General features: G+C 65.9%; 28 protein-coding genes. 15 read left to right on the top strand and 13 right to left on the bottom strand.

Annotation, left to right across the window (positions count from 1 at the left end):
• Positions 1–40 precede the first annotated feature (40 nt).
• Positions 41–367, top strand: coding sequence for a hypothetical protein (locus HYV14_01375; protein MBI2384640.1), 327 nt, complete (start codon positions 41–43; stop codon positions 365–367).
• Here HYV14_01375 and HYV14_01370 read toward each other — a convergent pair.
• Positions 364–687 (bottom strand): hypothetical protein, encoded by a 324-nt coding sequence (locus tag HYV14_01370; GenBank protein MBI2384639.1) that lies wholly within the window; start codon positions 685–687, stop codon positions 364–366. The genes HYV14_01375 and HYV14_01370 overlap by 4 nt on opposite strands.
• Positions 684–1637, bottom strand: a complete 954-nt coding sequence (locus tag HYV14_01365) for an HD-GYP domain-containing protein (GenBank protein MBI2384638.1) — start codon at positions 1635–1637, stop codon at positions 684–686. Before HYV14_01365 ends, HYV14_01370 begins: the two co-directional genes overlap by 4 nt.
• Positions 1638–1782: 145 nt before the next feature.
• Between HYV14_01365 and HYV14_01360 the strand changes: the two genes are divergently transcribed.
• Positions 1783–1998 carry a hypothetical protein gene (locus HYV14_01360; protein MBI2384637.1) on the top strand — a complete coding sequence of 72 codons (216 nt, stop codon included), beginning with the start codon at positions 1783–1785 and terminating at the stop codon, positions 1996–1998.
• A 37-nt stretch (positions 1999–2035) separates the two neighbouring features.
• Here the strand turns inward: HYV14_01360 and HYV14_01355 are convergent, their stop codons facing one another.
• Complete coding sequence (locus HYV14_01355) at positions 2036–2893, bottom strand: hypothetical protein (GenBank protein MBI2384636.1); 858 nt, start codon at positions 2891–2893, stop codon at positions 2036–2038.
• Between the two features lie 122 nt (positions 2894–3015).
• Here HYV14_01355 and HYV14_01350 point away from each other — a divergent pair, with 122 nt between their 5' ends.
• The 11 genes from HYV14_01350 (at position 3016) to HYV14_01300 (ending at position 13596) form a co-directional block, all read left to right on the top strand.
• Positions 3016–3879 carry a DUF3179 domain-containing protein gene (locus HYV14_01350; GenBank protein ID MBI2384635.1) on the top strand — a complete coding sequence of 288 codons (864 nt, stop codon included), beginning with the start codon at positions 3016–3018 and terminating at the stop codon, positions 3877–3879.
• Positions 3876–4832: a hypothetical protein gene (locus HYV14_01345; GenBank protein ID MBI2384634.1), complete on the top strand. Its 957-nt coding sequence runs from the start codon at positions 3876–3878 to the stop codon at positions 4830–4832. Before HYV14_01350 ends, HYV14_01345 begins: the two co-directional genes overlap by 4 nt.
• A gap of 14 nt (positions 4833–4846) precedes the next feature.
• Positions 4847–6040, top strand: a complete 1194-nt coding sequence (locus tag HYV14_01340) for a M20/M25/M40 family metallo-hydrolase (GenBank protein ID MBI2384633.1) — start codon at positions 4847–4849, stop codon at positions 6038–6040.
• Positions 6037–6606 carry a peroxidase-related enzyme gene (locus HYV14_01335; GenBank protein ID MBI2384632.1) on the top strand — a complete coding sequence of 190 codons (570 nt, stop codon included), beginning with the start codon at positions 6037–6039 and terminating at the stop codon, positions 6604–6606. Before HYV14_01340 ends, HYV14_01335 begins: the two co-directional genes overlap by 4 nt.
• 236 nt (positions 6607–6842) lie before the next feature.
• Complete coding sequence (locus HYV14_01330; GenBank protein MBI2384631.1) at positions 6843–7838, top strand: chromate resistance protein; 996 nt, start codon at positions 6843–6845, stop codon at positions 7836–7838.
• Positions 7792–8541: an ABC transporter ATP-binding protein gene (locus HYV14_01325; GenBank protein ID MBI2384630.1), complete on the top strand. Its 750-nt coding sequence runs from the start codon at positions 7792–7794 to the stop codon at positions 8539–8541. Before HYV14_01330 ends, HYV14_01325 begins: the two co-directional genes overlap by 47 nt.
• A 4-nt stretch (positions 8542–8545) precedes the next feature.
• The gene (locus tag HYV14_01320) at positions 8546–9877 is read left to right on the top strand and encodes an ABC transporter permease subunit (GenBank protein ID MBI2384629.1); all 1332 of its coding nucleotides are present in this window, start codon (positions 8546–8548) and stop codon (positions 9875–9877) included.
• Between the two features lie 182 nt (positions 9878–10059).
• Positions 10060–10614: a hypothetical protein gene (locus HYV14_01315; protein MBI2384628.1), complete on the top strand. Its 555-nt coding sequence runs from the start codon at positions 10060–10062 to the stop codon at positions 10612–10614.
• Between the two features lie 97 nt (positions 10615–10711).
• Positions 10712–11428, top strand: coding sequence for a transporter (locus HYV14_01310; GenBank protein MBI2384627.1), 717 nt, complete (start codon positions 10712–10714; stop codon positions 11426–11428).
• Positions 11425–12441 (top strand): beta-propeller fold lactonase family protein, encoded by a 1017-nt coding sequence (locus HYV14_01305; protein MBI2384626.1) that lies wholly within the window; start codon positions 11425–11427, stop codon positions 12439–12441. Before HYV14_01310 ends, HYV14_01305 begins: the two co-directional genes overlap by 4 nt.
• A 48-nt stretch (positions 12442–12489) precedes the next feature.
• Positions 12490–13596 (top strand): chromate transporter, encoded by a 1107-nt coding sequence (locus HYV14_01300; protein ID MBI2384625.1) that lies wholly within the window; start codon positions 12490–12492, stop codon positions 13594–13596.
• On the opposite strand, the gene HYV14_01295 is transcribed toward HYV14_01300, so the two are convergent.
• From HYV14_01295 to HYV14_01270, 6 genes are all read right to left on the bottom strand, one after another.
• On the bottom strand, positions 13571–14740 hold the full coding sequence (locus HYV14_01295; GenBank protein ID MBI2384624.1) for an MFS transporter: 1170 nt from the start codon (positions 14738–14740) through the stop codon (positions 13571–13573). The two genes, HYV14_01300 and HYV14_01295, sit on opposite strands and share 26 nt — an antisense overlap.
• The gene (locus HYV14_01290) at positions 14740–15165 is read right to left on the bottom strand and encodes a chromate resistance protein (protein ID MBI2384623.1); all 426 of its coding nucleotides are present in this window, start codon (positions 15163–15165) and stop codon (positions 14740–14742) included. The genes HYV14_01295 and HYV14_01290 overlap by 1 nt, the downstream gene beginning before the upstream one ends.
• A 79-nt stretch (positions 15166–15244) precedes the next feature.
• Positions 15245–17488, bottom strand: coding sequence for a thioredoxin domain-containing protein (locus HYV14_01285; protein ID MBI2384622.1), 2244 nt, complete (start codon positions 17486–17488; stop codon positions 15245–15247).
• 7 nt (positions 17489–17495) lie between these two features.
• A complete protein-coding gene (locus HYV14_01280; protein MBI2384621.1) occupies positions 17496–18059 on the bottom strand; it encodes a TlpA family protein disulfide reductase in 564 nt (187 codons plus the stop codon).
• Positions 18060–18078: 19 nt separating this feature from the next.
• Positions 18079–18489: a hypothetical protein gene (locus HYV14_01275; GenBank protein MBI2384620.1), complete on the bottom strand. Its 411-nt coding sequence runs from the start codon at positions 18487–18489 to the stop codon at positions 18079–18081.
• 115 nt (positions 18490–18604) lie between these two features.
• Positions 18605–18958 (bottom strand): hypothetical protein, encoded by a 354-nt coding sequence (locus tag HYV14_01270; protein MBI2384619.1) that lies wholly within the window; start codon positions 18956–18958, stop codon positions 18605–18607.
• A 108-nt stretch (positions 18959–19066) separates the two neighbouring features.
• On the opposite strand from HYV14_01270, the gene HYV14_01265 reads away from it, so the two are divergent.
• The gene (locus tag HYV14_01265; protein MBI2384618.1) at positions 19067–19399 is read left to right on the top strand and encodes a TfoX/Sxy family protein; all 333 of its coding nucleotides are present in this window, start codon (positions 19067–19069) and stop codon (positions 19397–19399) included.
• On the opposite strand, the gene HYV14_01260 is transcribed toward HYV14_01265, so the two are convergent.
• Both HYV14_01260 and HYV14_01255 read right to left on the bottom strand, forming a co-directional pair.
• On the bottom strand, positions 19383–19862 hold the full coding sequence (locus tag HYV14_01260) for a GAF domain-containing protein (GenBank protein ID MBI2384617.1): 480 nt from the start codon (positions 19860–19862) through the stop codon (positions 19383–19385). The two genes, HYV14_01265 and HYV14_01260, sit on opposite strands and share 17 nt — an antisense overlap.
• Positions 19863–20086: 224 nt before the next feature.
• Positions 20087–20491 carry a hypothetical protein gene (locus tag HYV14_01255; GenBank protein ID MBI2384616.1) on the bottom strand — a complete coding sequence of 135 codons (405 nt, stop codon included), beginning with the start codon at positions 20489–20491 and terminating at the stop codon, positions 20087–20089.
• Between the two features lie 122 nt (positions 20492–20613).
• Here HYV14_01255 and HYV14_01250 point away from each other — a divergent pair, with 122 nt between their 5' ends.
• Complete coding sequence (locus HYV14_01250) at positions 20614–21141, top strand: superoxide dismutase family protein (protein MBI2384615.1); 528 nt, start codon at positions 20614–20616, stop codon at positions 21139–21141.
• A 127-nt stretch (positions 21142–21268) separates the two neighbouring features.
• Here the strand turns inward: HYV14_01250 and HYV14_01245 are convergent, their stop codons facing one another.
• Positions 21269–21436: a hypothetical protein gene (locus HYV14_01245; GenBank protein MBI2384614.1), complete on the bottom strand. Its 168-nt coding sequence runs from the start codon at positions 21434–21436 to the stop codon at positions 21269–21271.
• A 133-nt stretch (positions 21437–21569) separates the two neighbouring features.
• Positions 21570–23608 (bottom strand): hypothetical protein (locus HYV14_01240; GenBank protein ID MBI2384613.1); only part of this gene is annotated, 2039 nt, incomplete at its 5' end.

The following is a 23608-nucleotide window of genomic DNA, read 5'->3' as shown; positions in this document are numbered from 1 at the left end:
CGAGACGAACTGGAGAGAGCGCGGAGAGTCACGGAGGCCCATGTTCGACTACGACTTGAAGGGCAAGCAGGTCATCCTCGTCCTTTCCGACGATGTCGTCTCGCGGCTGAGACCGCTCGGCATCAACGGCTCCCCGCTGCTGGCCACCGTGCACAAGGTCGAAAGCCACGGTCTCTGGCTCGACAGCCCCCGGTTCAGCGTCTGCCCCGCCGGGACGGGCAAGCTTCCCGACGCGAAGGGCGAGGACTTCTGCCATGCCCACGTCTTCATCCCGGCCGGCGTCATCATATCGGCCGTCGCCTTCCCGATGGGGACGGCGGAACTGCCCGCGCAGGAGGGGCTGCACCGCATCGGTTTTTCCACCTAAGCCGATCTCAGGTGCGCCTCGAGGTCGTTCATCCTCCCCTTCAAGACCTGAAGCGCGTGCCGACGGCAGTCCAGGAAGTGCGCCAGGAACGCGGCGTCGCCTTTCAGAAGCTCGCGGACCTCGGCTTCCGGCACGTCCAGCAGCGCGATCGTGCGGACGTACTCCCGCTCGCGCTCGCTCGGATACCTCTTCACGAGCTCGATAGTGGGAACGCGGTCGAAGAACTTCGCCCGGACGAGCTCGACCAAGAGATCCGGCGGGATATGACAGTAGCAGGTCCTCATTTTCGCTCTGACAACCCAGCGGGTGAAAAACTTCATCGACCGGCTCCGAGCGGCAGGGCTGAAGATCTGAGCATATCCGCAATAGGCAACGCTTCTGCAGCCGCGCGTACCGTGCGTGCGATCAGCGCCGTATCGGCTTCGGGTTCCAGGTCAACGGCGCGGCCTTGCTTGCCGGTAGGGGCCGCCACCAGGAAGTTGTCTTCTTCTTCCAGTACGAATTCGCCGCTGCAGTTGCGGCAGTAGATGTGATCGCCCCGCCGGTGCTCGCGCTGCACCACCAAAGTGGGGCCGCACATGGGGCACGACCTCAGCGGGATGCCCGTATCGCTATGGCCCATCACATGGTCGAGGCTTCCCGCCGCGCCCAGCGCGATGACGACGTCGGCAAAGCGGGCGTCAAACTGCGTTCCGCGAAATTCGCGAATGACGGCGACGGCCTTGTCGCGCGGCATGCCGGGTCGATAAGGGCGATGGCTGGTCATCGCGTCAAACGCATCGCAGATGCCGACGATGCGCGCCATTTCGGGAATCGCGCCGCCAACCAGGCCGCGCGGATAACCCTTGCCGTCAGGGCGCTCGTGATGCAAAAACACGGCGTCGCTGACGAGTCGGGCCAGCGGATGGCCGGCGAGCATGCGCATGCCGATATCCGGGTGGGTCCTGATGACCGCATACTCGTCGTCGGTCAGACGTTCAGGCTTGCGCAGGATCGCATCGGGCACGCCGATTTTTCCCAGATCGTGCAAAAACCCGCCGAGACTGATCCGCGCCGCATCGGCATCGCCGTAACCGGCATCCTCCGCCAGCAGCCGCGCATAACGCGACACGCGCCACAGATGCCCGCCGGTATAAGGGTCGCGCGCTTCGACGAACCAGGCCATGGTCAACAAACTGGCCAGCAAATGGCTGTAATGGGTGAGAGCATCGGCGGATTCGTGGTTTGCATCGGGCGCCAGCCAGCGGCTCAATTGCTTGAAAGCGTTCATGGTCCGGTTTTAGCGAAGCCGCCTCATGAAGCGCCATGGAGGAGATGTGAACCTTCCGGAAAAGCGGCGGTCGCAGGAACGTCATCAGGCCCTGACATTCCGTCCATTCCCGATCGGTCGGCCCGGCATGTAATATTTGCGTTCTATGAACGGAGAGGATGTGAAGCAATGGCTCGCCGCCGCGGCGGTCTCGGTTCTGGCCGCTCTCTTCATCTCGCGGCTGCCCCCGGAAGCCGTGCCGGGCGCCTCGCCCGTGCATCTTCTCGCCGTGGCGCTGGCGGCCTTCAAGGGAGGCTTCGGCCCCGGCTTGCTCAGCGCGCTCCAGGTCCCCGCGGCGGAGGCGTCGCCGGCGTCCCTTTAGGCGGCGCTCAAGCGGCCTGCGCGGTCAGTGCCGGCCTTCAGAACTGGAGGATTTTCCTATATACGGCCTCCACGTGGAAGAAGGCCGTGTCCTCGCTTTTCTCGTCGGTCGAGAGCAGACCGAGTTCCTTGAACGAAGCCTCGAAGATCTGCGGAAGGTAGGCCTGGAGTTCGCGCTCGGAGGCGCGCAGACAGAGGAACCGGGAGACCTTCGTCCCGCCGTGCTTCTCTCCGGACTCGACGAAATGGCGGCGAAGGGCGTCCAGGCGCGCCTGACTCATCCCGCCCTTGGCGAGGTGAAAATCCTTTCCGTGATGCCGGCAGTGGTACCCGCCTTCGGAGTCGCGCTCGAAAAGCCCGAGCTTCGTCAATCGCTCGAGGACGCGCCGCAGGCGATCGGCGCGCAGGCCCGTGACCTGCGCCAGGCGCTTCGCGGTCCACCGGCCGCCGTCGTGAATGAGGACGCCGAAGGCCCAGTGCCCCTCGATGCTCCCGGCGACGGCGTCGGTTTGATCGCGCGTCAAGGAGAAGGCGCGCGACCGGACGTTTTCTTCCAACGCCCTTCTCATGGGGGACCAGCGGTCCGCGGCTGAGTGAGGACCCCGGCCGAGCGCCCGGAGGATGTGGTCGAACAGGGACGTGCCCTCCAATAAAGCGCGCAGGTAGGCGCTCAGGAGCGGCCGCGCGCGGGCGTCGTCGCTGATCAGGCGTAAAGCCGCGGCGATCTTCTCCATGAGCGCTGGGCTCGGCAGGGAGCGTCCGTACTCGACGTTCGCGTAGTTGCGGTAGGTGCAGCCGAAGAACGCCCGCCCGCCCTGGGCGAGGAAGAAGCGCCGGGGCGTCTTGTGGCCGGCGTCGAGGCGCAAGCCCCGGAGTATCGCGGAGAACTCCTTCATGAGGGGAATTTTAGCAGATCGAGAGGAAGCGAGACTTCCTATTTTTATTCGCCGCGCGCCTGCCGCGCTTCTAGAGCGAATGCCTCATGACGCGTCGCGTGGAAAGACATATTCTTTCGCGCATGAGGAACACGGTCACGGTCGCGCTGACAGCCGCTCTCCCGCTGGCGTTGACGGCGCTGACTTTGGGCGGCTGCGCGGGCCTCGATCCCGAGGCGGCCTTGGCCAACCGCGGACGGGACCGGCGGCCGATCAGCGTCGATCACGGCAAGGTGTTTCAGGCCGGCGGACGGCGTTGGCTGTGGGGAGGCAAGGCCGCGGCTCAGAACTTCGACATCACCGAATCGCGGCTGCGCCCGGCTCAGCTCCATTACGGCATCGGCCGCGAGGCTTTCCCCGCGCTGCTCGAGCCCCGATTCGAGCCCGTCTCGAGCGCGAGCAAGCGGCTGGAGGCCGGCGAGCGCGTTTTGACGGCGACCATCGCCGGCGAGACACGCATCTATCCGCTGTCTCTGTTGGAGCGTCACGAAGTGGTCAACGACGAGCTCGGCGGCCGGGAAATCTTCGCGGCGTTCTGCCCCCTGGCCGATCTGGCCGCGGTCTACGATCGCCGCGTCCACGGGCGCGTCCACACCTTCGCCTTGAGCGGCTACACCTATTTCTCGCCGGAACTCTGGAGCGGCCTCGACGCCTTCGTTCTCTGGGACCGGGAAACCGAGAGCTTGTGGCTTCCGACGGCGGGCCGGGCCGTTTCGGGCGCCATGCTGGACGCGCCGATGACGGTGCTGGAAAGGTCGCTGTGGTCCCAGACGACCTGGGGCGACGCTCGCGCGCGCTTTCCCGACGCGCGGGTCCTTTCCCGCGATCAGCCCTACTCGCCGCCGCGAACCTGGGTCCGGCTGGAGCCGCGGGCTCATGAGCGCCCGACCGAGACGCCGCCGGACGCCCTGGCGCCGCGGTGGGGCGAAAATGGAGGAGTGAAATGAGGAAGTCTCTCGTCGCCGCAGTATTGGCCGCCGTCCTGTCTCCCTCGACCGCCGTTCAGCGCGGCTTCGCCGCGTGCGCCGGCTATTTCCCGGAGAACGGGGCCAATATCCCGGTCCGGACCGGGCCGTCGGCCGCCGACGCGGGCGGACTGACCAAGGACCAATTCGACGCGATCCTCGATCGCCTGGAGGAGGTCTACGCCCCCATCGTCGCCGCGCAGGGCGGCGTCCTCGAGATCCGGCGCAAGTGGGACGACGGCTCCGTCAACGCCTCGGCCTCCCGCGACGGCGATCGCTGGATCGTCAACATGTTCGGAGGGATGGCGCGTCATCCCTCGATCACGCCCGACGGATTCTCCTTGGTCGCCTGCCACGAGATGGGCCATCACCTCGGAGGTTTCCCGGCCCGCGGCCTGTCGGTGGAGGGACAGGCGGACTATTTCGCCAACATGAAGTGCCATCGCCGCGTCTGGCTCGAAAAGGACAATCTCCGCGCGGGCGCCGGGCCGGGCGTCGACGCGTTCGCGGCGAAACGCTGCTCAGTGGTGTTCGATTCGGCATCCCAGCGCGCGCTGTGCGCGCGCTCGGCGATGGCAGGGCTCGTCATGGCGAAGGTCGCGCAGGCCTTGTCGGGACAGGCCGCGCTCGCCCGGTTCGACGCGCCGGACCCGTCGCGCGTGGCTCGGACGTCGGCCGCCCATCCCGCGCCTCAATGCAGGCTGGACACCCACTTCCAATCGGCCCTTTGCGTCAAGCCGGCCGCCGAGAGCTTCGCATTCGGCGACCCGCGTCCGGGCGCCTGCACCCGCGAGGAGGGCTTCACGGTCGGGGTTCGTCCCTTATGCTGGTACAAGCCGCCGGTTCCGGCCGCGCCGAGGATCTCCGCGGCCGGGAGCGCGGCGCTTGACGCCGCGCGCAGGCTCGAAGCCGGGTTGAGCGGGCGGGGAATATGAGCCGCTCGCGGCGGATGCGGCTTGCGACGGCGGCCCTGGCCGTGGCGGCGTCGGGCTGGGCGACGGAACCGGCGGACGAGGGGGTGTGGATCTCGCTTGCGCGCGCGGACCTGCCCGGGCTTGCCGCCGCGGGCGTAGCGATGGGAGCGTCGATCCAGTCCGACGCGCGTCTCGCGATCTACCGCGTCGATCCCGCGCTCCTGCCGGTCCTGTCGTCGGCGATGCACGAGCGCTTCAACAAGTGCGGAGGATTCTTCGCCCACGCCACGCGCGCGGAGGCCGAGACGGACCTTAAGGCCGTCGCCGCGCCCGCCGGGGAGAACCCCACCGTCGATCAGGGGAGCGTCGTCCGGCCGCTCGCCGCGGCGGTGAAAGAGTCCGAACTGAGAGCGACGATCGAGGACCTCTCGACGCGGCATGACCGCTTCTATCAGACCGAGGACGGCGCCGCCGCGGCGCGCGCCCTGGCCGCGCGCTGGCGCGCGATCCTCAAGGGCGTCCCCGGGGCCGCCGTGGAGCTCGTCGAACACGCGGGCTGGAAGCAGCCCTCGGTCATGGCCGTTCTCCCCGGCACGGACCTGTCCGGGGAGACCGTCGTTCTTGGAGGCCACCTCGACTCGATCAACTCCCGCGCGGGGGCCCAGGGGCGCGCGCCCGGCGCCGACGACAATGCGTCCGGCATCGCCGTCCTGACCGAGGCCTTGCGCGTGCTCGCCGAGGGAGGCTTCCGTCCCCGGCGCACGGTCGCGTTCATCGGCTACGCGGCGGAAGAGGTCGGCCTGCGCGGGTCCGGAGACATCGCCAAGCGTTGGCGCGCCGAGGGCCGCGCGGTCGCCGGCGTCATCCAGTTCGACATGACCAACTTCGCCGGCTCCGGCGACAGGCTGTTCCTCGTCACCGACAACGTCGAGCCGGCGCTGACCGACTATCTCGGCCGCCTGTCCGACGCCTACACGGGCGCCCGGCGGGGAGAGGTGGCCTGCGGCTACGCCTGTTCCGACCACGCCTCATGGACGCGCAGCGGCTACCCGGCGAGCGCGGTCTTCGAGTCGAACTTCGACGGGGTCAACCCGAACATCCACACCGAACGCGACACTTTGGCCGCATCCGGCGCCGCCCACTCGGTGAAATTCGCCAGGCTCGCCGTGGCGTTCGCGGTGGAGACGGCCAAGGCCGCGCCGCCGGCGCGGCCGCTCGGCCCGTCATGAGCGGCGAAAAAAGCCGCGCCTGGATCCGCGTCATCGAGCCCGAGGAGGCCGAGGGCGAGCTTAAGGCCGTCTATGAGGCGACCGTGGGCAAGCGCGGCGCATTGGCCGCCGTGCATAAGATACACGGCCTCCACCCGGAGACTTTAACGGCGCACATGGCGCTCTATATGGAGCTGTTGTTCGGGCAATCCCCGCTGACGCGCCGCGAGCGAGAGGCGATCGCCGTGGCCGTATCGAGGACCAACGGCTGTCCCTACTGCGTCGCGCACCACGCCGAGGCACTGTCGCGCTACGAGAAAAGTCCGGAGGTCATGACCGCGGTCCGTGAAGGCCGCTGGAACGCCCTTGATCCCCGGACCGCGCGCCTCTGCCAATACGCCGAGAAGCTCACCCGGAATCCCGCGTCCGTGCGCGAGGCCGACGTCGCGCTTCTGCGTGATACGGGCCTCGACGACCGGTCGATCCTCGACGCCGCGCAGATCGCGGCCTACTTCAACTTCGTCAACCGGCTCGTGCTCGGACTGGGCGTCGGACTTGAGGAAGAGTGGAGCGGCTATCGATATTAGCTCTTCCCGTCCAGGATGGCCTTGAAGGTCTCCAGGTCGCTCGTCGGCAGCTCGCAGGCGTAGTCCACGCAGACATAGGCCGCCGTCCGGCCCTTGATCGGCTACATACACCGCGACTTAGTCGAGGAGCGCGGCTGGGTAAGGTATAGCGTTTGTGCCGGCTTAAATCACAGCTGCCGATGAGCATGTAACAAAACGTTGAAGTGTAACAGCTGTTTTATATAGCATCCTGTTCCATGAAGACGTCGCGGTGGCTGCTGTTGACGCACCAACTTCCGGCCCATCCATCCAATGTCAGGGTGCGGGTGTGGCGAAAGCTCAAGGCACTCGGCGCGGTGCCCATCAAGAACTCGATCTATGCGCTCCCCAATCAGGCGGAGACAAGGGAAGACTTCGAGTGGCTGAGAAAGGAGATTCTCCAGCTCGGCGGCGAGGCCTCGGTATTCGTCGCGGATTCCATCACCGAGGCGGAAAATAATGACATTATCGCCGCGTTCCGCAAGGCGCGCGATGAGGACTTCGCGGAATTGGCGAACGCCGCGGCCGCTCTGGCGCATACCGTGCGCAACAGCTTGGAAGGCGGAAGGCCTTCCGAAGAGACGTTTCAGCGCCTGAACAAGCAGTGGCTGGCGGCGAAAGCCGAGTGTGAGCGCCTGCGTAAGATCGATTTCTTCACGGCTCCTGAGCGCGGCAAGGCGGAAGCGGCCGTTCACAAGGTCCAAAAGCTCATCGCGCAGGCGGATTCAATGCGGCGCCAGGCGGCGCCCGAGCCTCCCCCGCTGATCTCGGCGGCCGAACTCCAAGGCCGCGTATGGGTCACGAGGCCCTCTCCCCACATCGACCGCCTCGTCTCGGCTTGGCTGATCCGCCGCTACGTCGATCGAAGCGCCCGGTTCAAATTCGCGGCGGAGCCTTACACGCCGGGCCGTGGTGAATTGCGCTTCGACATGGCGGACGCCGAGTTCACGCACTTCGGAGACTGGTGTACGTTCGAGGCGCTGATCCACCGCCTGAAGCTCACCGACCCGGCGCTGCGCGGGCTGGCCGAGATCGTACACGACATCGACCTGAAAGACGGCAAGTTCGGCCGACCGGAGGCGCCTGGAGTGGCGATGGCCGTGCAGGGACTCTGCCGCCTGTATAAGAAGGACGCGGACCGGCTGGAAGCAGGCATCGCCTTCTTCGATGCCGTACACGCGAGCTTGGCGCAAGAGGAGTCGAACCGTGGCTGAGGCACTGCTTAAGGTCCAAGGCCTCTCGAAGCGGTTCGCCGGTTTTTCCGCGCTTGATGAGGTGAGCTTCGAAGTTTATCCGGGCCAGATTCTTGGACTGATCGGTCCCAATGGAGCTGGAAAGACGACGCTTCTCGAATGCATGGCCGGCCTCATGCACCACGAGTCCGGCGCGCTGAGTTGGCGAGGCGGCGATTTCCCCTCAGGACGCAGGAAGGAAGAACTGTTCTACCTGCCTGATGGGATTCTGCCGCACCGTGAGCTCTGTTCATCGGAGACTCTCCGGCTTTACGCCCAACTGTATGGAGCAGACCTAGGTCGCGTCGAAGATCTCATCAGGAGATTGGACCTGCGCTCGGCCCTGGAGAAGCGGGTCGGCGCGCTGTCCAAGGGGACGCTCAAGAGGCTGCTATTGGCCATCGGTCTGCTGACGCCTCAGCCGCTGCTCCTGCTCGACGAGCCTTTCGACGGCCTTGATCTCCGGCAGACCCGAAGCGTGATGGCCCTGCTTAAGGAGGTCCGCGCTCTTGGGCGGACTTTGCTCCTGTCCATCCACCAGCTTGCGGACGCGGAGAGAGTCTGCGACCGGTTCCTGCTTTTGAAGGAAGGGAAGCTGTTGGGAAGCGGTACGCTCGATGAACTGAAGACCCGGGCACCCAGCCCTGCCGGGACCCTCGAGGAGGTCTTCCTTGCGTTCACCTGACGGCATGGTCGTTGGACGTGTCGGCGCCTTGCTCCAAGAAGAGGTCCGAGAGCTGCTTCGTTCGAGGTCCCTCTGGGTGATGCTGGTCCTTCTCTCTATAGTCACCGGCTACAGCTTCAGCCAGGCCGTCCGGCTCTATGGCGAGGCGAGCCGCTCCGCCCTTCCGTTCCCGGAGATGGCGCGAGCCATGACGCCCCTGGACGGCGTCCTTGTGCCGACATTCGGTGCCTATTACTTGGTCGCGACGTTGCTATTCCCCTTCATCGCTATCCGGCTGATCGGAGGCGAGAAGCAGAGCGGCTCGATCAAGCTGTTGCTTCAGCTTCCGATGAAGCCTTCCGTACTCGCGGCATTGAAGGCCTTGGCGGTCGGCTTGGCCTGGGTTGTCGCGCTTCTGCCCGCCTTATCGGCGCTCGTCGGCTGGCGGGCGCTGGGAGGTCATATCTATTGGCCGGAGACCCTCAACCTCCTTGCCGGGCACAGTCTCTACGCTCTGGCCATCGCGGGAATCGCGTTCTTCGCGGCCGCCGTGGCGGATTCCGTTTCCACGGCCGCCATCATCGCCCTGGCCTGCACGACAGGTTCGTGGGTGCTTGATTTCGCCGCGGCAGGAGACGGTTTGCTGAGTCGGGTCTCGTTTCTCTCGCTTACCGCGGCTTTGAGGCCGTTCGAACGCGGACTTTTCTCTCTCGAATCGGCCCTCGCGCTGGCGGCCCTCGGACTCGGGCTGATCTTCCTGACCGGCGCGTGGCTCGGCGCGGCGCCGAGGCGAAGGGCGGCTTTGGGGCTCTTCGCGGCATTGGCGATCGCCGGCGTCTGGACGCTGGGGGCGATGCTGAACGTATCGAGGGACGTTACCGAGGACCGGCGCAACTCGTTTCCTCCGGCGGTGGAGCTGGCGCTACGGCGTCTGAATAAGCCGCTTCGGATCACGGTTCGCCTTTCTCCGGAGGATTCCCGCCTCGCCGACTTGGAGCGCAACATCTTAGACAAGCTGCGCCGCTTGGTCCCCAAGCTGGCGGTCGTGTATGCCGACGCGCGGAGACTTTCCGGGCAGGCTGAGGGCCAAGACGACTACGGCGTCATCGCCTACGACTACGATGGGAAAAGGGAGCAAAGCCGCTCCAACAGCGAGGAAGAGATACTCCCCATTCTTTTCAACCTCTCCGGGCAGACCGTATCGACCGAGGCTGGTACCGACTATCCCGGTTATCCGCTCGTGGCCGATACCGGCTGGTGGGAATGGTGGTTCTATGGAGTTCTGCCGCTTATTGCCGGGCTCGGGTGCTGGTTCAACGGGCGCGGCGCCCCGATGAGATGGATTCTAGGAGGATGACCATGCACCATGCCAAATCGAAGCTGCGAATAGCCGTCGCGCTGTGGCCGCTGCTGAGCGCCGCCGTATGCGTCGCCGCTCCCAGCCGCTACGACTTCTCGGCGGATACGGTCGGCGCCGAGCCATCCGCTTTCACCCCGGTCGTGGGCGTCTGGCGGATCGGAGTCGAGGGAAAGAACAAGGTGCTCGTCATCGACGGCGGCAAATGGAAGCAGGGACAGGCGTCCGCGGGCCTGGCGGACAAGGCGCGCGCCCTGTATGGAGAGCGCTACGCCGAGTTCCTGGACAACGTCAAAGCCTACGCCTATTTCCCGCTGGCGGTGGCCAAGGAGATCGACGACTTCCGCGACGGCGAGATCAGCCTGAGGTTCAAGCCCATGAGCGGTCGCGTCGACCAAGCGGCCGGGATCGTCTTCAACCTGAAGCCCAACGGGGACTATCTCGTGCTGCGGGGCAACGCGCTCGAGGATAACCTGGTGCTCTTCAAGTACATCCGCGGCAAGCGCAGCTCGGTCCAATGGATCAAGAAAACACCCACGCCGACGCTGCAATGGCACGACCTGAAGCTGGTCGTCCGAGGCAAGAGGATCGAAGGTTATCTCAACGGCAAGCTGACCCTCGAGCATGAGTGGGAGGACTCGATCTCCGGCAAGGTGGGACTGTGGTCTAAAGCAGACTCGGTGGTCTATCTCGATGACATTGAAATCAAGCCTCAGGTCGGCAAGAGCGGGCGCTAGGGTCCTTGTCGCGGCCGGATTCCTCGCCGCGGCCTCGCGGGACGCTCACGCCGTGCCTCCCCTCGTCGCGGGTGACGTCCCTACGGCGGGCAAGGGCGTGGCTGAGATTTTCCTCGGGACGCGCTACCTGAGAACGAGCGTTGCCGAACGGCAACTACCGTTCATCGAACTCGTTCTTGGGGTCTCGTCCTGGCAGGAGCTCACGCTGGAGGTCCCCTACCTCTCGTTGTCGCCGGCGCAAGGGGAAACGCGGACCGGGTTTGGAGACGCCGTCGTCGGGACCAAGCTGCTCGTGCTTCGCGAGCAGGCCCGCAGGCCCGGCATCGCCCTCTCCGGCGAGGCGAAGCTCGATAACGGAGATGCGGGGAGAGGGCTAGGGGCCGGCGCGGTCGACTACGACGTCAGGCTCAGGACCCAAAAGACGTGGGCATGGTTTACCGGGCTCTGGAACGTCGGCTACACGGTAGTCGGCGAGCCCGTCATCAACGACGTTCGGCAGGAGCGGCGCAACGCGCTGTTTCTCGCCTTCGCTCAGGAATACAAGGTGGCGGCTCGCACCAAGCTCTTGTCGGAGGTCTATTGGCGCGAGAGCGCGACCCCGGGGGAATCGGCTCGCCTGGCCGCAGATGTCGGGATCAAGCACAACGTTCGCCCCTGGCTGCAGCTTCACGCCGCCGCGGGCAAGAGCCTCAGGAGCGGGAATGCGGGAGGGCCGAGGCTGCGCGTCTACGCGGGCCTCATGATCGAGTTCCCGTTGTTTTCAAATACGTCGAAGCCCCGGTTGCCGCAAACCAGCCAAGGAGGCAAGCCATGAATAGAATCAGCTCCATAGTCTTCAGGACTCTGCCGTTGCTCATGAGCCTCGTATTGATTGCCGTCGACGGCCAGGCCGCGGAGTCGCGGCTTCGCGCCTACGTCACCAACTTCGAGGGCGAAAAGATTTCCGTCATTGATGTCGAGGGCCGAAAGGAAATCGCGCAAATCACGACGGGACAAAAACCGCACGGCGTCGCCATCGCCCCCGACGGTTCCGAAGTGTTTGTGACCAACGAAGGGGACGGCACGCTCAGTTTTATCGACCCCAAAGAGAATAAAGTCACCGCTACGATCAAGGTGGGCGCGCGTCCTCAGCAGCCGGCGGTCTCTCAGGATGGCGCGACGCTCTACGTGCCTTTGAATGCGGATCATGCCGTGGCTATCGTCGAAGTCAAGCGGCGCGAAGTCGCCTCCGTTCTGCCCGTGGGGCGAAATCCGCATATCATCCTCGCAAGTCCTACGTCAAAGCGAATTTACATCACCTGCGAGGGCGACGAACAGATCGTCGTTGTCGATACCGAGACCAACCAGGTCGTGAAAAGCATTCCCATTTGGGCTTGGCCCCGAGTCCCCGCCGTGACGCCGGATGGGAAGCGATTGTTTCAAACCATTCGCTGGACGAATGGCGCTCTCGTGATCGATCTCGATAAGGACGAAGTAGCCGATCGGATCGCTTTGGCGGAACCCAAGGGTTTCCCTAAGGATGGCATGGTAGCGCATGGCCTTCGCGTCACTCCCGACGGGAAGGAGCTTTGGCTCACGACCCAGCTCAATGATCGGATTACCATCATCGATCCGAGCACTTTAAAAACAATCGCCTCTCTCGGGACCGGGAGGAACCCCAACTGGATCGAATTCACTCAAGACGGCAAGATCGCCGTCGTGAGCAATACCTCTTCGAACGACGTAAGCCTGATCGATAGCAAGAAGCGGTCGCTTATAAAGAAAATCCCGGTCGTGAAGGCCCCGAAGAGGCTGGCCGTAGGTTATGTAAAAACAGAAGGCGAATGATCATGAAATGGGTCGCGCGCGAGGGAGGGAGCTAAGACGACGCCCTATATGCCTGCTGCGCAAGAAAAGCCCTATAACCTCAAGGAGCTGGTCCTTTACTTCCTGAAGCTGGGGACGATCGGCTTCGGCGGTCCCGTCGCCTTGATCGGCTACATGCACCGTGATCTCGTAGAGGAGCGCGGCTGGATATCGGAAGAGGACTACAAGGACGGGCTTGCGCTCTCCCAGCTCGCGCCGGGCCCGTTGGCCGCGCAACTCTCGATGTATCTGGGCTACGTCCACTACGGCGTGATCGGCGCGACGGCGACGGGCGTCGCCTTCATCGTGCCGTCGTTTTTGATGGTGCTCGGCCTTGGCTGGGCTTATCGCCGTTATGGCGGCCTGCCCTGGTTGCAGGCGGCCTTCCATCTGATCGGCGCCTGCGTCATCGGCATCATCGCCAACAGCGCCTACAAACTCGCCAAGAAGACGCTCGGCGACCGCCGTTTGCTTTGGACGCTGTTCCTTGCCGCCGCTCTCGTCACGGCGTGGACGGAGAGCGAGTGGATCGCGCTGTTCCTGGCGACCGGCGTCGTCGTCTGGCTGGTCGAGGCGCCGCCCAAGGCTCTCCGGCGCTTCGCCGCGCGTTCGGTGGACCCGCACACCTTGCTGGCGATCGCCGCCTTCTTCGGCAAGGCCGGGGCCTTCGTGTTCGGCAGCGGCCTAGCGATCGTGCCGTTTCTCTACGGCGGAGTCGTGCGCGAGCATCAGTGGCTGACCGATCGGCAGTTCCTGGACGCCGTCGCCGTCGCGATGATCACACCGGGGCCGGTCGTGATCACCGTCGGCTTCATCGGTTACCTCGTAGCGGGTCTTCCCGGCGCCTGCGTCGCCGCCGCCGCGACCTTCCTGCCCTGCTACCTGTTCACCATCCTTCCTGCGCCGTATTTCAAGCGATACGGCAAGAATCCCGCCGTCGTCGCCTTCGTGGACGGCGTGACGGCTGCGGCTGTCGGGACCATCGCCGGAGCCGTCTTCGTGCTGGGACGGCGTTCTGTCGTGGATTGGACGACGGCCGCCGCAGCGATCGCTTCCGCGGTTCTCGTGTGGCGGCGCGTACCGGAGCCTCTGCTGGTGCTCTCGGCCGGAATCATAGGGGTTCTCGCGTTTCGCTGACATACCGGGGCTCGATGCGCCGGATGGCGGCGAAGAGCAGCAGGTCATAGAGAATCTTGAGCCCGCCGCCCAGGATGAAAGGGGCGGAGAGCGGCAAAGACGCCATCGCGGACCCGGCCAGGACGGGACTGACGCATTGGGCCAACGTCCGGCTCGCGTTCGTCGCCGCGGCGGCGTGCTCGCGCTCATGGTCGCCGACAGCCAGCATAAGAAAAGTCTGCCGGGTCGGCACGTCAATCTGCGAAAGAAGGTGCCGAGCGAGCAACAGGGTCACCGCGACGGCGGCCGTAGGTGCCAGGCCCACTCCGATCAGCAGCAGATTCGCCGCCAAGTGCGAGAAGACCATGGTGTTGACCAACCCCCATCGGCGCGAGAGAGCCGGGGCGGCGAGAAAAGACAGCCCCGAGAGCATCTGCGCGCCGAAGGCGACCCATCCCAGTTGCGCCAACTCTAATTCGAATCGCTGGCGCAGCCAGTAAAGCACGAGGCTTTGAACGACGAATCCGCCCGCGAAGGAGTCGAGTGCAAAGAGCGCCGCCAAGCGACGAATCAAGGCGCTCGATTGTCCGCTCACCGGCGCTGCCGGAGGAGCGGCTTTTAGGCGCAGCGCGGCGTAAATCCCAAGCTGAAGCGCCGCCGCCGCCAAGAGCAGCAGGAACGCCGCGCGGGCATCGACCAACCGGCGACCCACGACCGCAGCTCCACCGGCCGCGGCGGCATAACCCACGAAGTTATAGACGCTCATCGCGCTGCCGAGCCTCTCCGTGCTGGTCGTCCGGGCCAGGCATGTTTGCTCGAGCGTCAGAAAAGGCCCGGTCTCGCCCGCGCCGACCGCGAGATTCGCCAGCATCGCCGCCGTGATCGCTTGCCACGGCTTCTCCGCGGCCAAGAACAGGATCGCTCCCGCGGCGCCGACCGCGGAGAGCGCCAAGAGGATAGGCCTCGCGCCGAACCGGCGCGCCGGCGCGCGAACGGCGAAGGTGAACGCCGCGCTGGCCGCCAAGGTCAGCGTAAAGCTCAGGCCGATCCCGCGCGGCCCTAATCCCAACTCTTCGAGGTAGACCGGGAACACGACGCTCAGAGCGCCGTAGGAGAAGGTGCGGACCGCCTTGGCCGTCAGCAGCAGCCGGCTCGTTCGATCCATTACCGCCCGTGGCGGCAGTACGCGTAGAGGGCGTCGTAGACCGGGAATTGCAGCCTCAGCTTTTCGTGGTCGTCCGGCACGCTCTTATGGAATCCCTCGGCCATCGCAAGGAGACCCGCCGCCTCGGGCGCCGTATCCAGCTCACCATCGATGTCGGCGCCGTGAACGATGCGCGCCAACTGATCGAGCGCCGGATCGGTAAGCTTGTGGTCCTCGATCAGGACTTCGAAGCTGCACTTGTTTCCTCGGTGGGTGTAGTCGGCTCCCGCTGCGTCGAAAGACTTTCCTCCGAGGCGCTTTGCCGTTTCAAGGACCTTGTCTTTCGAAACGAAGACGAATTCGGCCTCCTTGTCGAGGAAGCGGCGGATGAGCCAAGGGCAGGCGACACGATCCGTCTTCGCGCCCTCTCGCGTAATCCATTTCATGGATTGGTCTCAATGGTGATGTTCATTTGGGTATTCTAACGTAAAAAAGAAATAGCTGCTCGCATTGCTTCCATCGGCGTTACTCCTTGGCGGTCCGCTCGCTTGGGCGTTTACCGTCCAGGATGGCCTTGAAGGTCTCCAGGTCGCTCGTCGGCAGCTCGCAGGCGTAGTCCACGCAGACATAGGCCGCCGTCCGGCCCTTGATCGGCACGACCCCCTTCAAGAACGGCAGCCGGCGCTCCAGCGCCTCGCGATCCGGCCCCCGGTCCAGGAGCATGAGTATCTTATTCGGCAGGAAGCGGGAGTGAACCTCCCTGAGCATGGCGCGCGTCTCGGGTGCGTCGCGCTCGCCGGCGATGACGATCTGGCGGGGTTTGGCCAAGGAATAGTCCAACGCGACCATCATCCGCGGCAGGGAGCGCGGCTGATCGCGCATCTGGGTGCCGAAGAGAGCAAGCGTCTTCTCCGCTTTCTCGCGGAAGTCCTTGCGTCCGGTGAACCAGGAGAGGCGCAGCAGATTCAACGCCGCCACGGAGCTCGCCGCCGGCTCGACGTTGTCGGAGTCCTCCTTTACCCGGACGAGCAGTCGTTTGTCGTGGCCCGAGGCGGTCATGAAGAAGCCGCCGTCCTTGGCGTCGTAGAACAGCTCGTTCTGCGCGTCGCTGAGCTTCACCGCCCACTCCAGCCACTCCGCGCGCAAGGAGGTCTCGTAGAGGTCGAGCAGGCCCTGGACCAGGAAGGCGTAGTCGTCGGCGATGCCGGGGACCTTGCGCTCGCCGGCGCGCCAGCGGCGGTAGAGGCGGTTGCGCTTCGCGTCGTAAAGATTCGCGCGGATGAAGCGCGCCGCCTTCTCCGCGGCGGCAAGGTAGGCCGGATCGTCCAAGACCTGCGCTCCCTGAGCGAAGGCGGAGATCATCAGCCCGTTCCAGGAGACCAGGACCTTGTCGTCGAGATGGGGCCGCGGCCGCTTGGCCCGGACTCGGAAGAGCCTCTGCCGCGCCGTCTCCAGGATCGCCCGCGTCTCGTCCTCGGTCCTCTTGAACCTCTTGGCCGTCTCCGGGATGGTGTGGGCGGCGTAGAGTATGTTCTTGTCGCCGAACTCGCCCTGCGGGTCGGATTCGGCGTTGCCGCCGGCGCTCACGCCGTAGCGATAGTCGAAGATCTCCCCTTCCCCCGGCCCCGCCGCGTCGAGAATCTCGGCCTGCGTCCAGACGTAGAAGGCCCCCTCCTTGCGGTGCTCGTGCCCGACGTCCTCCACCTTGCCCAGGAGCTCCGGCGGGAGGCTGTCGGCGTCCTCGGCCGAGTAGAAGCCGCCCTCGGGATGCGTCATGTCCCGACGGACGTAGTCCAGGACGCCGCGCGCGACCAGCGCGAGATCTTCCGCGCGCGTGATCCTGTACGCCTCCAGATAGTTCACGGCGATCTGCGCGTTGTCGTAGAGCATCTTCTCGAAGTGCGGGATATGCCAGCGATCGTCCGTGGAGTAGCGGTGGAAGCCGCCGCCGACGTGGTCGTGGATGCCGCCCTTGGCCATCTCGCGCAGGGTCCGCACGCTCATCTCGAGCGCCGTCTCCGCCTTCGTCCTGGCGTGATAGCGCAGGAGGAAGTCGAAGTTGACCGGCATGGGGAACTTCGGCGCGCCGCCGAAGCCGCCGCGCGAGGGCTCGTAGGTTTTCACGAAGGCCTTGAAGCCGGAGTCAAGCGCCGCGGGTTCGAGCGGGCCGCCGCTTCCCTCGACCTTCGTGTATTTCTCCAGCGCGCGGCCGAGGCGGTCCGCGTCCGCTTGCAGGCCGTCGCGCTTGCTCTTCCAGAGCTCCGCGATCCTTTCCGTGAGCTGCGCCAGTCCCGGCCGTCCACCTCGCGAGTCCGGCGGGAAGTAGGTCCCGCCGAAGAAAGGCTTGAGGTCGGGCGTCAACCACAGATTGAGCGGCCAGCCCCCGCCCCAGCCCGCGCCCGTCGCGGCGGTCATGTAGACCTTGTCCACGTCCGGGCGCTCCTCGCGGTCCACCTTGATCGAGACGAAGTTCGCGTTCAGGACGGCGGCGATCTTCGGATTGGAGAAGGACTCGCGCTCCATGACGTGGCACCAATGGCAGGTCGAGTAGCCGATGGACAGGAAGACGGGCTTGTTCTCCCTCCTGGCCTTGGCGAAGGCTTCCTCGCCCCAGGGATGCCAGTCCACGGGATTATAGGCGTGCTGGAGCAGATAGGGGCTCTTCTCCGCGACGAGGTGGTTCGGTTTGCGCCCGGCCGCCGCCGCGGAGGCGAGGCCAGCCGCCAGGAGCGCCACGCCCCCCAGCGCGAGACGTCTTGCCCGCGTCATCACTGTCTTAATCGTCATGGATGGGTTCTCCGCTCAACAGCGCCTTCACGTTTCCTTCCAGTTCGCTCGGGTCTTTGTAGCCGACCCAACTCCGAACTATGCGGCCTTCCCGGTCGATCAAATGCGCGACAGGCAGGCCGCGCACGCGCCAGCCCTTGATCGGCCCGCTCCCGGCGAGCAGGACCGGATAAGGCACTTTGTTCTCGGCGACGAACGCCGCGACCGCCTCTTTGCCGCCCTCGTCGATGGAGACCGCCAGGATGACGAAGCCCTTCCCTTCGTGCCTGCGGTATAACGCCTTCAAGTCCGGCAGTTCCTGCAGGCAGGGATAGCACCAGGTGGCCCAAAAATCGACGAGGACCACGCGCCCCTTGAAGTCGGAGAGGCGGGCGGTCTTCCCGGAAATATCCGGGAGCGCGAGCTCGGCCGCCGGCAGGGGCGAATGGGAGTGATCCTCCGTACGAGGGCCGGGGCCGAGGAGCCAGGCGCCGACGAGGACGACGGCCAGGAGGCCTGCCGTCTCGCGCGGAGACGGCAGGCGGCGCCAAGCCGCTTGGAATCGGCGCTTCATAGAGCGCCGGCGCCTCGCGTCATTCGGACTCCAGTTGGTAAGGGCGCTTCTTCCCCTCCGCCGCGTGGACGATGGCCTGCACCGTGTGCAGGGCGTCGCCGTCCTTGAGGACCATGAAGTCCAGGTCGTAGAGCTTGCCCTTGCCGTCGACGAAGTCCGCGCAGCTCACGTAGAAGTCGCCCTTCTTGACGATTCCCTTGTGAAGTTCCTTGAACTTCAGCTTGAGCAGCTTCCCGTCGACCGGATCGTACAGCCGGAACGCCCCGCCGATGGTCTTGGAGTCGATGTAGTAGGCCATCGAGGCCTGTATCGCCTCGCGGACCGTCCCCTTGATGGAGGGATCGTCAGCGGCGCGGCCCGGCGCGGCCGCGACGGACAGGAGCAGCGCCGACGCGGCGAGAATGCGGCTTGCGGATGACTTGATGTTCATGTGTGCCTCCTTGATTCTTGTCTTTGGTTCGCCGGCGCGCCGGGAGCGCGGGCCGACGGCGGGCGATGCTGCGTGCGCCTAAGAAAAAGACCGGCGGGCGCCGATCCAGTAGGGATCAGATCAGCAGGGGGGCGGCCCAGGCGGCGGGCGAGGAGACCACTGGATGGTCGAGCGTGCCCGGCGGCGGGCTGAGCGCCCGGGCAGGCGGCGCGCCGAGGGGCAGGAACGGGTCGAAGCGAGCCGCGGCGGGCGCCCTCCAAGACCGCCCCGAGACCCGGGGCGCCTGCGGGGCGGCGGAAAGAAGCGTCGCGTGCGTCCGGCAGTGGGACGCCGCGCGCAGCTGCGGCTCGGCCTGGTCCAGGAAGAACGACGCGTTCGAGGGCTTCCCGATCGTCTCCGCCAGGCAATGGAGAGGCGAGCCGCTGGCGATCGCGGCCGAAAGGATCAGTCCCAGGCATCTGGCGCTCATCGTCCGCATTGTAGCGCCTCCCTCGATGTTATTCAATAGCGCGGATATGCAGTTTCCGTGCCGCCAAGTTTTCGCGTACCGTCTTCGATAAATAAGGAGGAGCCGAGCGTGGCCTACGACGAGAAGCTGGCGGCGCGAGTCCGCAAGCGGCTGGCACGACATAAGGCGCTGGCCGAGATCAAGATGTTCGGCGGTCTTTGCTGGACCATCCGCGGCAACATGGCCTGCGGCGTGCTCAAGAACGACCTTGTGCTGCGGTTGGATCCGGGGAAGGCCGAGGATTATCTTAAGGAACCTCACGCCCGGCCCATGGACTTCACCGGGCGGCCGATGAAGAACTTCTTGTTCGTCTCGTCGAAAGCCTGCGCGACCCCCGCCGGGCTCAAGAAATGGGTCGGCCGCTCCGCGGACTACGCGCTGTCTCTCAAGCCGAAGGCTTGACGCTTCGCGCCCACGGGGCTTCGTCCCACGGTTCGAGGAGAAGGGCGCAGAATTCCTCCAACAACCGAGCCTCTTCGGGAACGAAGCGGTCCTTGGCCGGCGAGTCCAGATCGAGGACGCCCCATACAGCCCCGCTCTTGACGAGCGGAACCGCCAATTCGGAGTTGGAGCGCGAGTCGCAGGCGATGTGCCCGGAGAATTCGCGCACGTCGGCGACGATGACGGTCCGCCGGTCGAGCGCCGCCCGGCCGCAGACGCCCTTGCCTTCGGGAATGGACGTGCACGCGACGCGCCCCTGGAACGGCCCGAGCCTCAGCACCCCGCCGTCGAGAAGATAAAATCCGACCCAGTTCAGGTCCGGAATCTGCTCATACAGGAGAGCGGAGGCGTTGGCCAGGTCCGTCGGCCAATATCCCGTGCGAAGCTCGCGCCATTGCCTCAACGTCTGTTCCGTGATCGTCAACGATCCCCCCTTGTGTAACGACTTCGCCGTCCCGCGGACTCATTATCAGAGGTGATTTATGGGCAACATTCAAATGACGATCGAATCCGCGGGAGCGCTGTCCCTGCTCCTGCTGAGCCTGGCCCTGATCGGCTGCGGCGTAAGCACCTGTTGGCTCAGATTCGGGCGATGCGGATCCGCGAAGCCGCAGAAACGAGCGCCCCGCGCCTGGTAGGACTGCTTTCCTAGTCGGCGCGGCACCACAGCGTGTCCTCGTCGCGGAGGACGTACAGAGCCCAACAGGCGGCGAGCATCGGCCACGCGGCGAAGAAGAGGAGGTTCCCCCCCTCGAACGGCGACAGATACTGCTTGTACGAGGATACGGTCGAGATCGCGTGAAGGACGAGCACGGCCCCGTAGGTGAGCCTCTTTTTAAAGCCGACCAGGAACGCGAATAGAAGCGCGAGCTCCAGCGCGCCGATGAGCCGGAACGCGCCCGATCCCCAAGCGGGCAGCAGGTAGAAGCTGGAAAACACCTTGGCGGCGTGGTCCGCCCGGACGAACTTGTCCAGCGTCCACATCAGCATCACCAAGAACACGCCCAGGCGCAGGGCGAGGAGCGCGGCGGGCAGCTTCGATCCTTCTCTCATTAGGCCTCCTTCATCCTCGATATAAGAATGGTATGAGATTAAGGGCCCACAAGACGACCCGGCGCGCCGATGGCACGAAAGCGTGACATGACCGGGTCGCGGCGATGTGGTAGGCTCGCGGCATGAGATCCATCGCCTCCATCGCCTCCGTCGCCTTAGGGCTCCTCCTCGCCGCGGCCGCGCGCGCCGGCGAGAGCAAAAAAGAGCACGGTGTCGCCCGCATCCAGGGCACCGCCGCGGGCTCCGCCCTCGCCGGCACGGCCCGCTTCGAGGACGTCGACGGCGGGCTCAAGGTCGCCGTGACCCTGACGGGCGTGCCCGGCGCGGCCCACGCCCTGCACATCCACGAGTTCGGCGACTGCGCCGACTCGGGCAAGGCCGCCGGCGGCCACTACAACCCCCAGGGCGCGCCGCACGGCCACGCCCTCAAGGACGGCAGTAAGGCCCATCCCGGCGACTTCGGCAACGTCGCCGCGAAGGACGGCGCCGTGTCGTTCGAGGCCGTCCTGCCGAAGGCCTCCCTCAAGGGCAAGAACCCCGTCGCCGGCCGCTCGATCGTGCTGCACGAGAAGGAGGACGACTTCAGCCAGCCGGCGGGCAATGCGGGCGGGCGCATCGCGTGCGGAGTGATCGTCATCGCCGGCGGCTAGGCCGGTGAAAACCCGGCAGGACTGACGCCGAATTGAAGCGGCCGGTCCCCTCGGGGACCGGCCGCTCGCTTTTGCTGCTTGCTCCCGGAGCGTTCGCCTCAGGCGAAGCCAGCCGGGAACGGCGCCTTTAGGCGGCGCAGACCTGGGCGCGCTTCGAGTTGCGCCCCCGGGGCCGCTCCGACCACACGCACTTCCCCCCCTCGCACCGCACCTTCGCGAAGGGACGCCACGCCGCGCTTCTCGCCACGAACAACCAGGGCATCAGGTCCTTCGCCACCGCGTACTTCGCGTTCATGTTGCCTCCTTCGCCCCATCCGCCATCCGTCGCGTCTGTTTTAACATGACATCTCATATTTGTCAATAGGTTTTCTGACAAATAATGTGAGATTTTAAACAGGGCTCCGCGCGAGGCGTTTCTCGACGGAGTTTTAGGCGAAGGCGAGCGCGGGGAGGCTCAGCGAGGCTTGTTTATCGGAGGAGGACGCGGGCGGCGCGGCGGGGACCTTGTCCGGATGGTTGCCGTCCTTGAAGATCCACTTCGGCACGTTGTACTGCAGGACCGCGGTGATGGTCAGGAAGGCGGCGGTGGCGATCAGCGCGGGTGCTAAGCCCGCGAAGTCGAGCAGCAGGCCGAGGAACAGCGCGCCGACCGACTCGAAGGCGACGTCGATCATGAACACGGCGCTCTCGATGCGCGCGAGCTTGTCGTCGTCCATCTGGGCGCGCTTGACCGGCTCCATCACGATGCCGACCGGGGCGTGGAAGTACTGGACGGTGAACAGGACGCCCGCGATGATCGCGAGGTTCACCCAGAACATGCCGGTCGTCAGGTACACCGGCGCCAGCAGCGCCCAGAACAGCAGCGAGGCGAAGGCCGCGTGGCGGTAGAAGCGGCCGTGGCCGACCTTGGCGATGATCTGGTCGCCCTTCTCCCCCTCGAGACGGGCCGACGGGATGAAGCGTCCGATGTACTCGAGCGAGAAGAGCAGGCCCATGATGCCGCCCGCGCTCGCGATCTGCACGAGGAGGATCGACGGGAAGAAGGACACGGCGGCGACCGTCGCGGCGACGGCGGCGAACCCGGCCGCCGGCCACCAGGACTTGAAGCGCGTGACCGCGCGCGCGAGCGCGGCCAGCGCGGCGAGGCCGGCGGGGACCGCGGCGGCCCACAGCGGGACGGAGAGCGCCGCCGGCGCGGCCCCGAGCGCGTCGGTGATCAGGCTCGGGATCAGCACGAAGGGAAGGGCGTCGATGAGCAGGACCTCGAGGGCCATCACGCCCGTGAGGATGCGCAAGGTGCGGTTGCGCAGGATGAACGCGACGCCCTCCATCTGCTTGTAGCCGTCGAGGATCTCGGGCAGGGACCGGCGCGGGCCGCCCTTGGCGCGGGCCGCCTTGATCGACCCGGGCAGCTTGAACAGCGCCTTGAGCAGCGCCAACGGCAATAACGCCGCCCCAGCGAGGGCGACCAGGAGCTCGCGCGCGACCCACAGGGCGCGGGCGCCGTGCGTCGCCGGGAATTCCGGTCGGGCATAGGCGAAGAACGAGCGGAAGGACCAGTTGAGGATCATGGTGAGCGGGTGGATGATGCTCGCCCCGAGCGCGGCCATGAAGGTCAGGATCTGCGCGCCGAACGCGATCGGGCCCATCTTGTCGTTGCCGGGGAAGCGCGAGTCGCGCACCATGAACCAGTAGAAAGGGATGGACGCGACCAGCAGCGCGCCATACACCGCGTAGGCCATCGCGTAGCCGCCGAGGCCCAGGCTCGTGACCATCGCGCCCACCGCCCAGCCCGCGACGATCGGCATCAGCATGCCGGCGACCGAGTCCCACTTGCCGAGGGTGGCCGCGGCGTCCTTGTTGAGCTTCTCGTCCTTGCCGAGGAAGGACTTGCGCGCGGCGCCGTCGGCGACGATCATCACGCTCTGGAAGATCGGGTTGACCGCGACGATCAAGGCGAGCACCGTGAAGTGCAGGCCGCCGGCCATGAACAGCAGCGGGATCGCGGCCATCAGCGCGGCGCGCGCCAGCGAGGTCGCGATGAAGACGACGCGGTAGTCGGTCTTGTCGATGAGGTAGCCGATCGGCAGGAGGTTGACCACGGCCATCGAGCCCATGTGGATGTTGCGCACGAGGCCCATCGCGGCGGTCCCCATGCCGAGGGCGTCCTTCACGAGGAAGGCCTGGCTCAAGACGTGGAAGTTCACGCCGAACACGGTCGTGATGTGATGGCCCCAGAACAGGCCCCACAGGGACCTCGGAAGCTTGCTCGCGGCCTGCGGCGCGGGCGGCGCGTCGGGGGCGCCGGCGGCGGCCGGCGTCTTCGCGGGCTCGAGGCCGCCGGGGTTCGGGGCCTCGGAGCCGGAGGCGGCGGGGGCGACGGCGTCGTCGAGCGCGCGGGGACGGGCGACGCCCTGATCGAAGAGGATCGCGGCCTCGTCGCCGGTGGTCGCGGGCGTGAAGCGGG

Source organism: Elusimicrobiota bacterium (genome assembly GCA_016182905.1).
Taxonomy (GTDB): domain Bacteria; phylum Elusimicrobiota; class Elusimicrobia; order UBA1565; family UBA9628; genus GWA2-66-18.
Note: the sequence above shows the minus strand (reverse complement) of the source record. Positions and strands in the feature narration are given on the sequence as shown.

Excerpts from the sequence above, each read along its gene's own strand:
- HYV14_01335 (MBI2384632.1), top strand. The coding sequence starts at position 6,037 with ATGAGCGGCGAAAAAAGCCGCGCCTGGATCCGCGTCATCGAGCCCGAG.
- HYV14_01340 (MBI2384633.1), top strand. The coding sequence starts at position 4,847 with ATGCGGCTTGCGACGGCGGCCCTGGCCGTGGCGGCGTCGGGCTGGGCG.
- HYV14_01245 (MBI2384614.1), bottom strand. The coding sequence starts at position 21,436 with ATGAACGCGAAGTACGCGGTGGCGAAGGACCTGATGCCCTGGTTGTTC.
- HYV14_01325 (MBI2384630.1), top strand. The coding sequence starts at position 7,792 with ATGCCGTACACGCGAGCTTGGCGCAAGAGGAGTCGAACCGTGGCTGAG.
- HYV14_01280 (MBI2384621.1), bottom strand. The coding sequence starts at position 18,059 with ATGAAGCGCCGATTCCAAGCGGCTTGGCGCCGCCTGCCGTCTCCGCGC.
- HYV14_01275 (MBI2384620.1), bottom strand. The coding sequence starts at position 18,489 with ATGAACATCAAGTCATCCGCAAGCCGCATTCTCGCCGCGTCGGCGCTG.
- HYV14_01370 (MBI2384639.1), bottom strand. The coding sequence starts at position 687 with ATGAAGTTTTTCACCCGCTGGGTTGTCAGAGCGAAAATGAGGACCTGC.
- HYV14_01250 (MBI2384615.1), top strand. The coding sequence starts at position 20,614 with ATGAGATCCATCGCCTCCATCGCCTCCGTCGCCTTAGGGCTCCTCCTC.
- HYV14_01290 (MBI2384623.1), bottom strand. The coding sequence starts at position 15,165 with ATGAAATGGATTACGCGAGAGGGCGCGAAGACGGATCGTGTCGCCTGC.
- HYV14_01330 (MBI2384631.1), top strand. The coding sequence starts at position 6,843 with ATGAAGACGTCGCGGTGGCTGCTGTTGACGCACCAACTTCCGGCCCAT.
- HYV14_01345 (MBI2384634.1), top strand. The coding sequence starts at position 3,876 with ATGAGGAAGTCTCTCGTCGCCGCAGTATTGGCCGCCGTCCTGTCTCCC.
- HYV14_01355 (MBI2384636.1), bottom strand. The coding sequence starts at position 2,893 with ATGAAGGAGTTCTCCGCGATACTCCGGGGCTTGCGCCTCGACGCCGGC.
- HYV14_01300 (MBI2384625.1), top strand. The coding sequence starts at position 12,490 with ATGCCTGCTGCGCAAGAAAAGCCCTATAACCTCAAGGAGCTGGTCCTT.
- HYV14_01365 (MBI2384638.1), bottom strand. The coding sequence starts at position 1,637 with ATGAACGCTTTCAAGCAATTGAGCCGCTGGCTGGCGCCCGATGCAAAC.
- HYV14_01270 (MBI2384619.1), bottom strand. The coding sequence starts at position 18,958 with ATGAGCGCCAGATGCCTGGGACTGATCCTTTCGGCCGCGATCGCCAGC.
- HYV14_01295 (MBI2384624.1), bottom strand. The coding sequence starts at position 14,740 with ATGGATCGAACGAGCCGGCTGCTGCTGACGGCCAAGGCGGTCCGCACC.
- HYV14_01360 (MBI2384637.1), top strand. The coding sequence starts at position 1,783 with ATGAACGGAGAGGATGTGAAGCAATGGCTCGCCGCCGCGGCGGTCTCG.
- HYV14_01375 (MBI2384640.1), top strand. The coding sequence starts at position 41 with ATGTTCGACTACGACTTGAAGGGCAAGCAGGTCATCCTCGTCCTTTCC.
- HYV14_01285 (MBI2384622.1), bottom strand. The coding sequence starts at position 17,488 with ATGACGCGGGCAAGACGTCTCGCGCTGGGGGGCGTGGCGCTCCTGGCG.
- HYV14_01305 (MBI2384626.1), top strand. The coding sequence starts at position 11,425 with ATGAATAGAATCAGCTCCATAGTCTTCAGGACTCTGCCGTTGCTCATG.
- HYV14_01350 (MBI2384635.1), top strand. The coding sequence starts at position 3,016 with ATGAGGAACACGGTCACGGTCGCGCTGACAGCCGCTCTCCCGCTGGCG.
- HYV14_01320 (MBI2384629.1), top strand. The coding sequence starts at position 8,546 with ATGGTCGTTGGACGTGTCGGCGCCTTGCTCCAAGAAGAGGTCCGAGAG.
- HYV14_01255 (MBI2384616.1), bottom strand. The coding sequence starts at position 20,491 with ATGAGAGAAGGATCGAAGCTGCCCGCCGCGCTCCTCGCCCTGCGCCTG.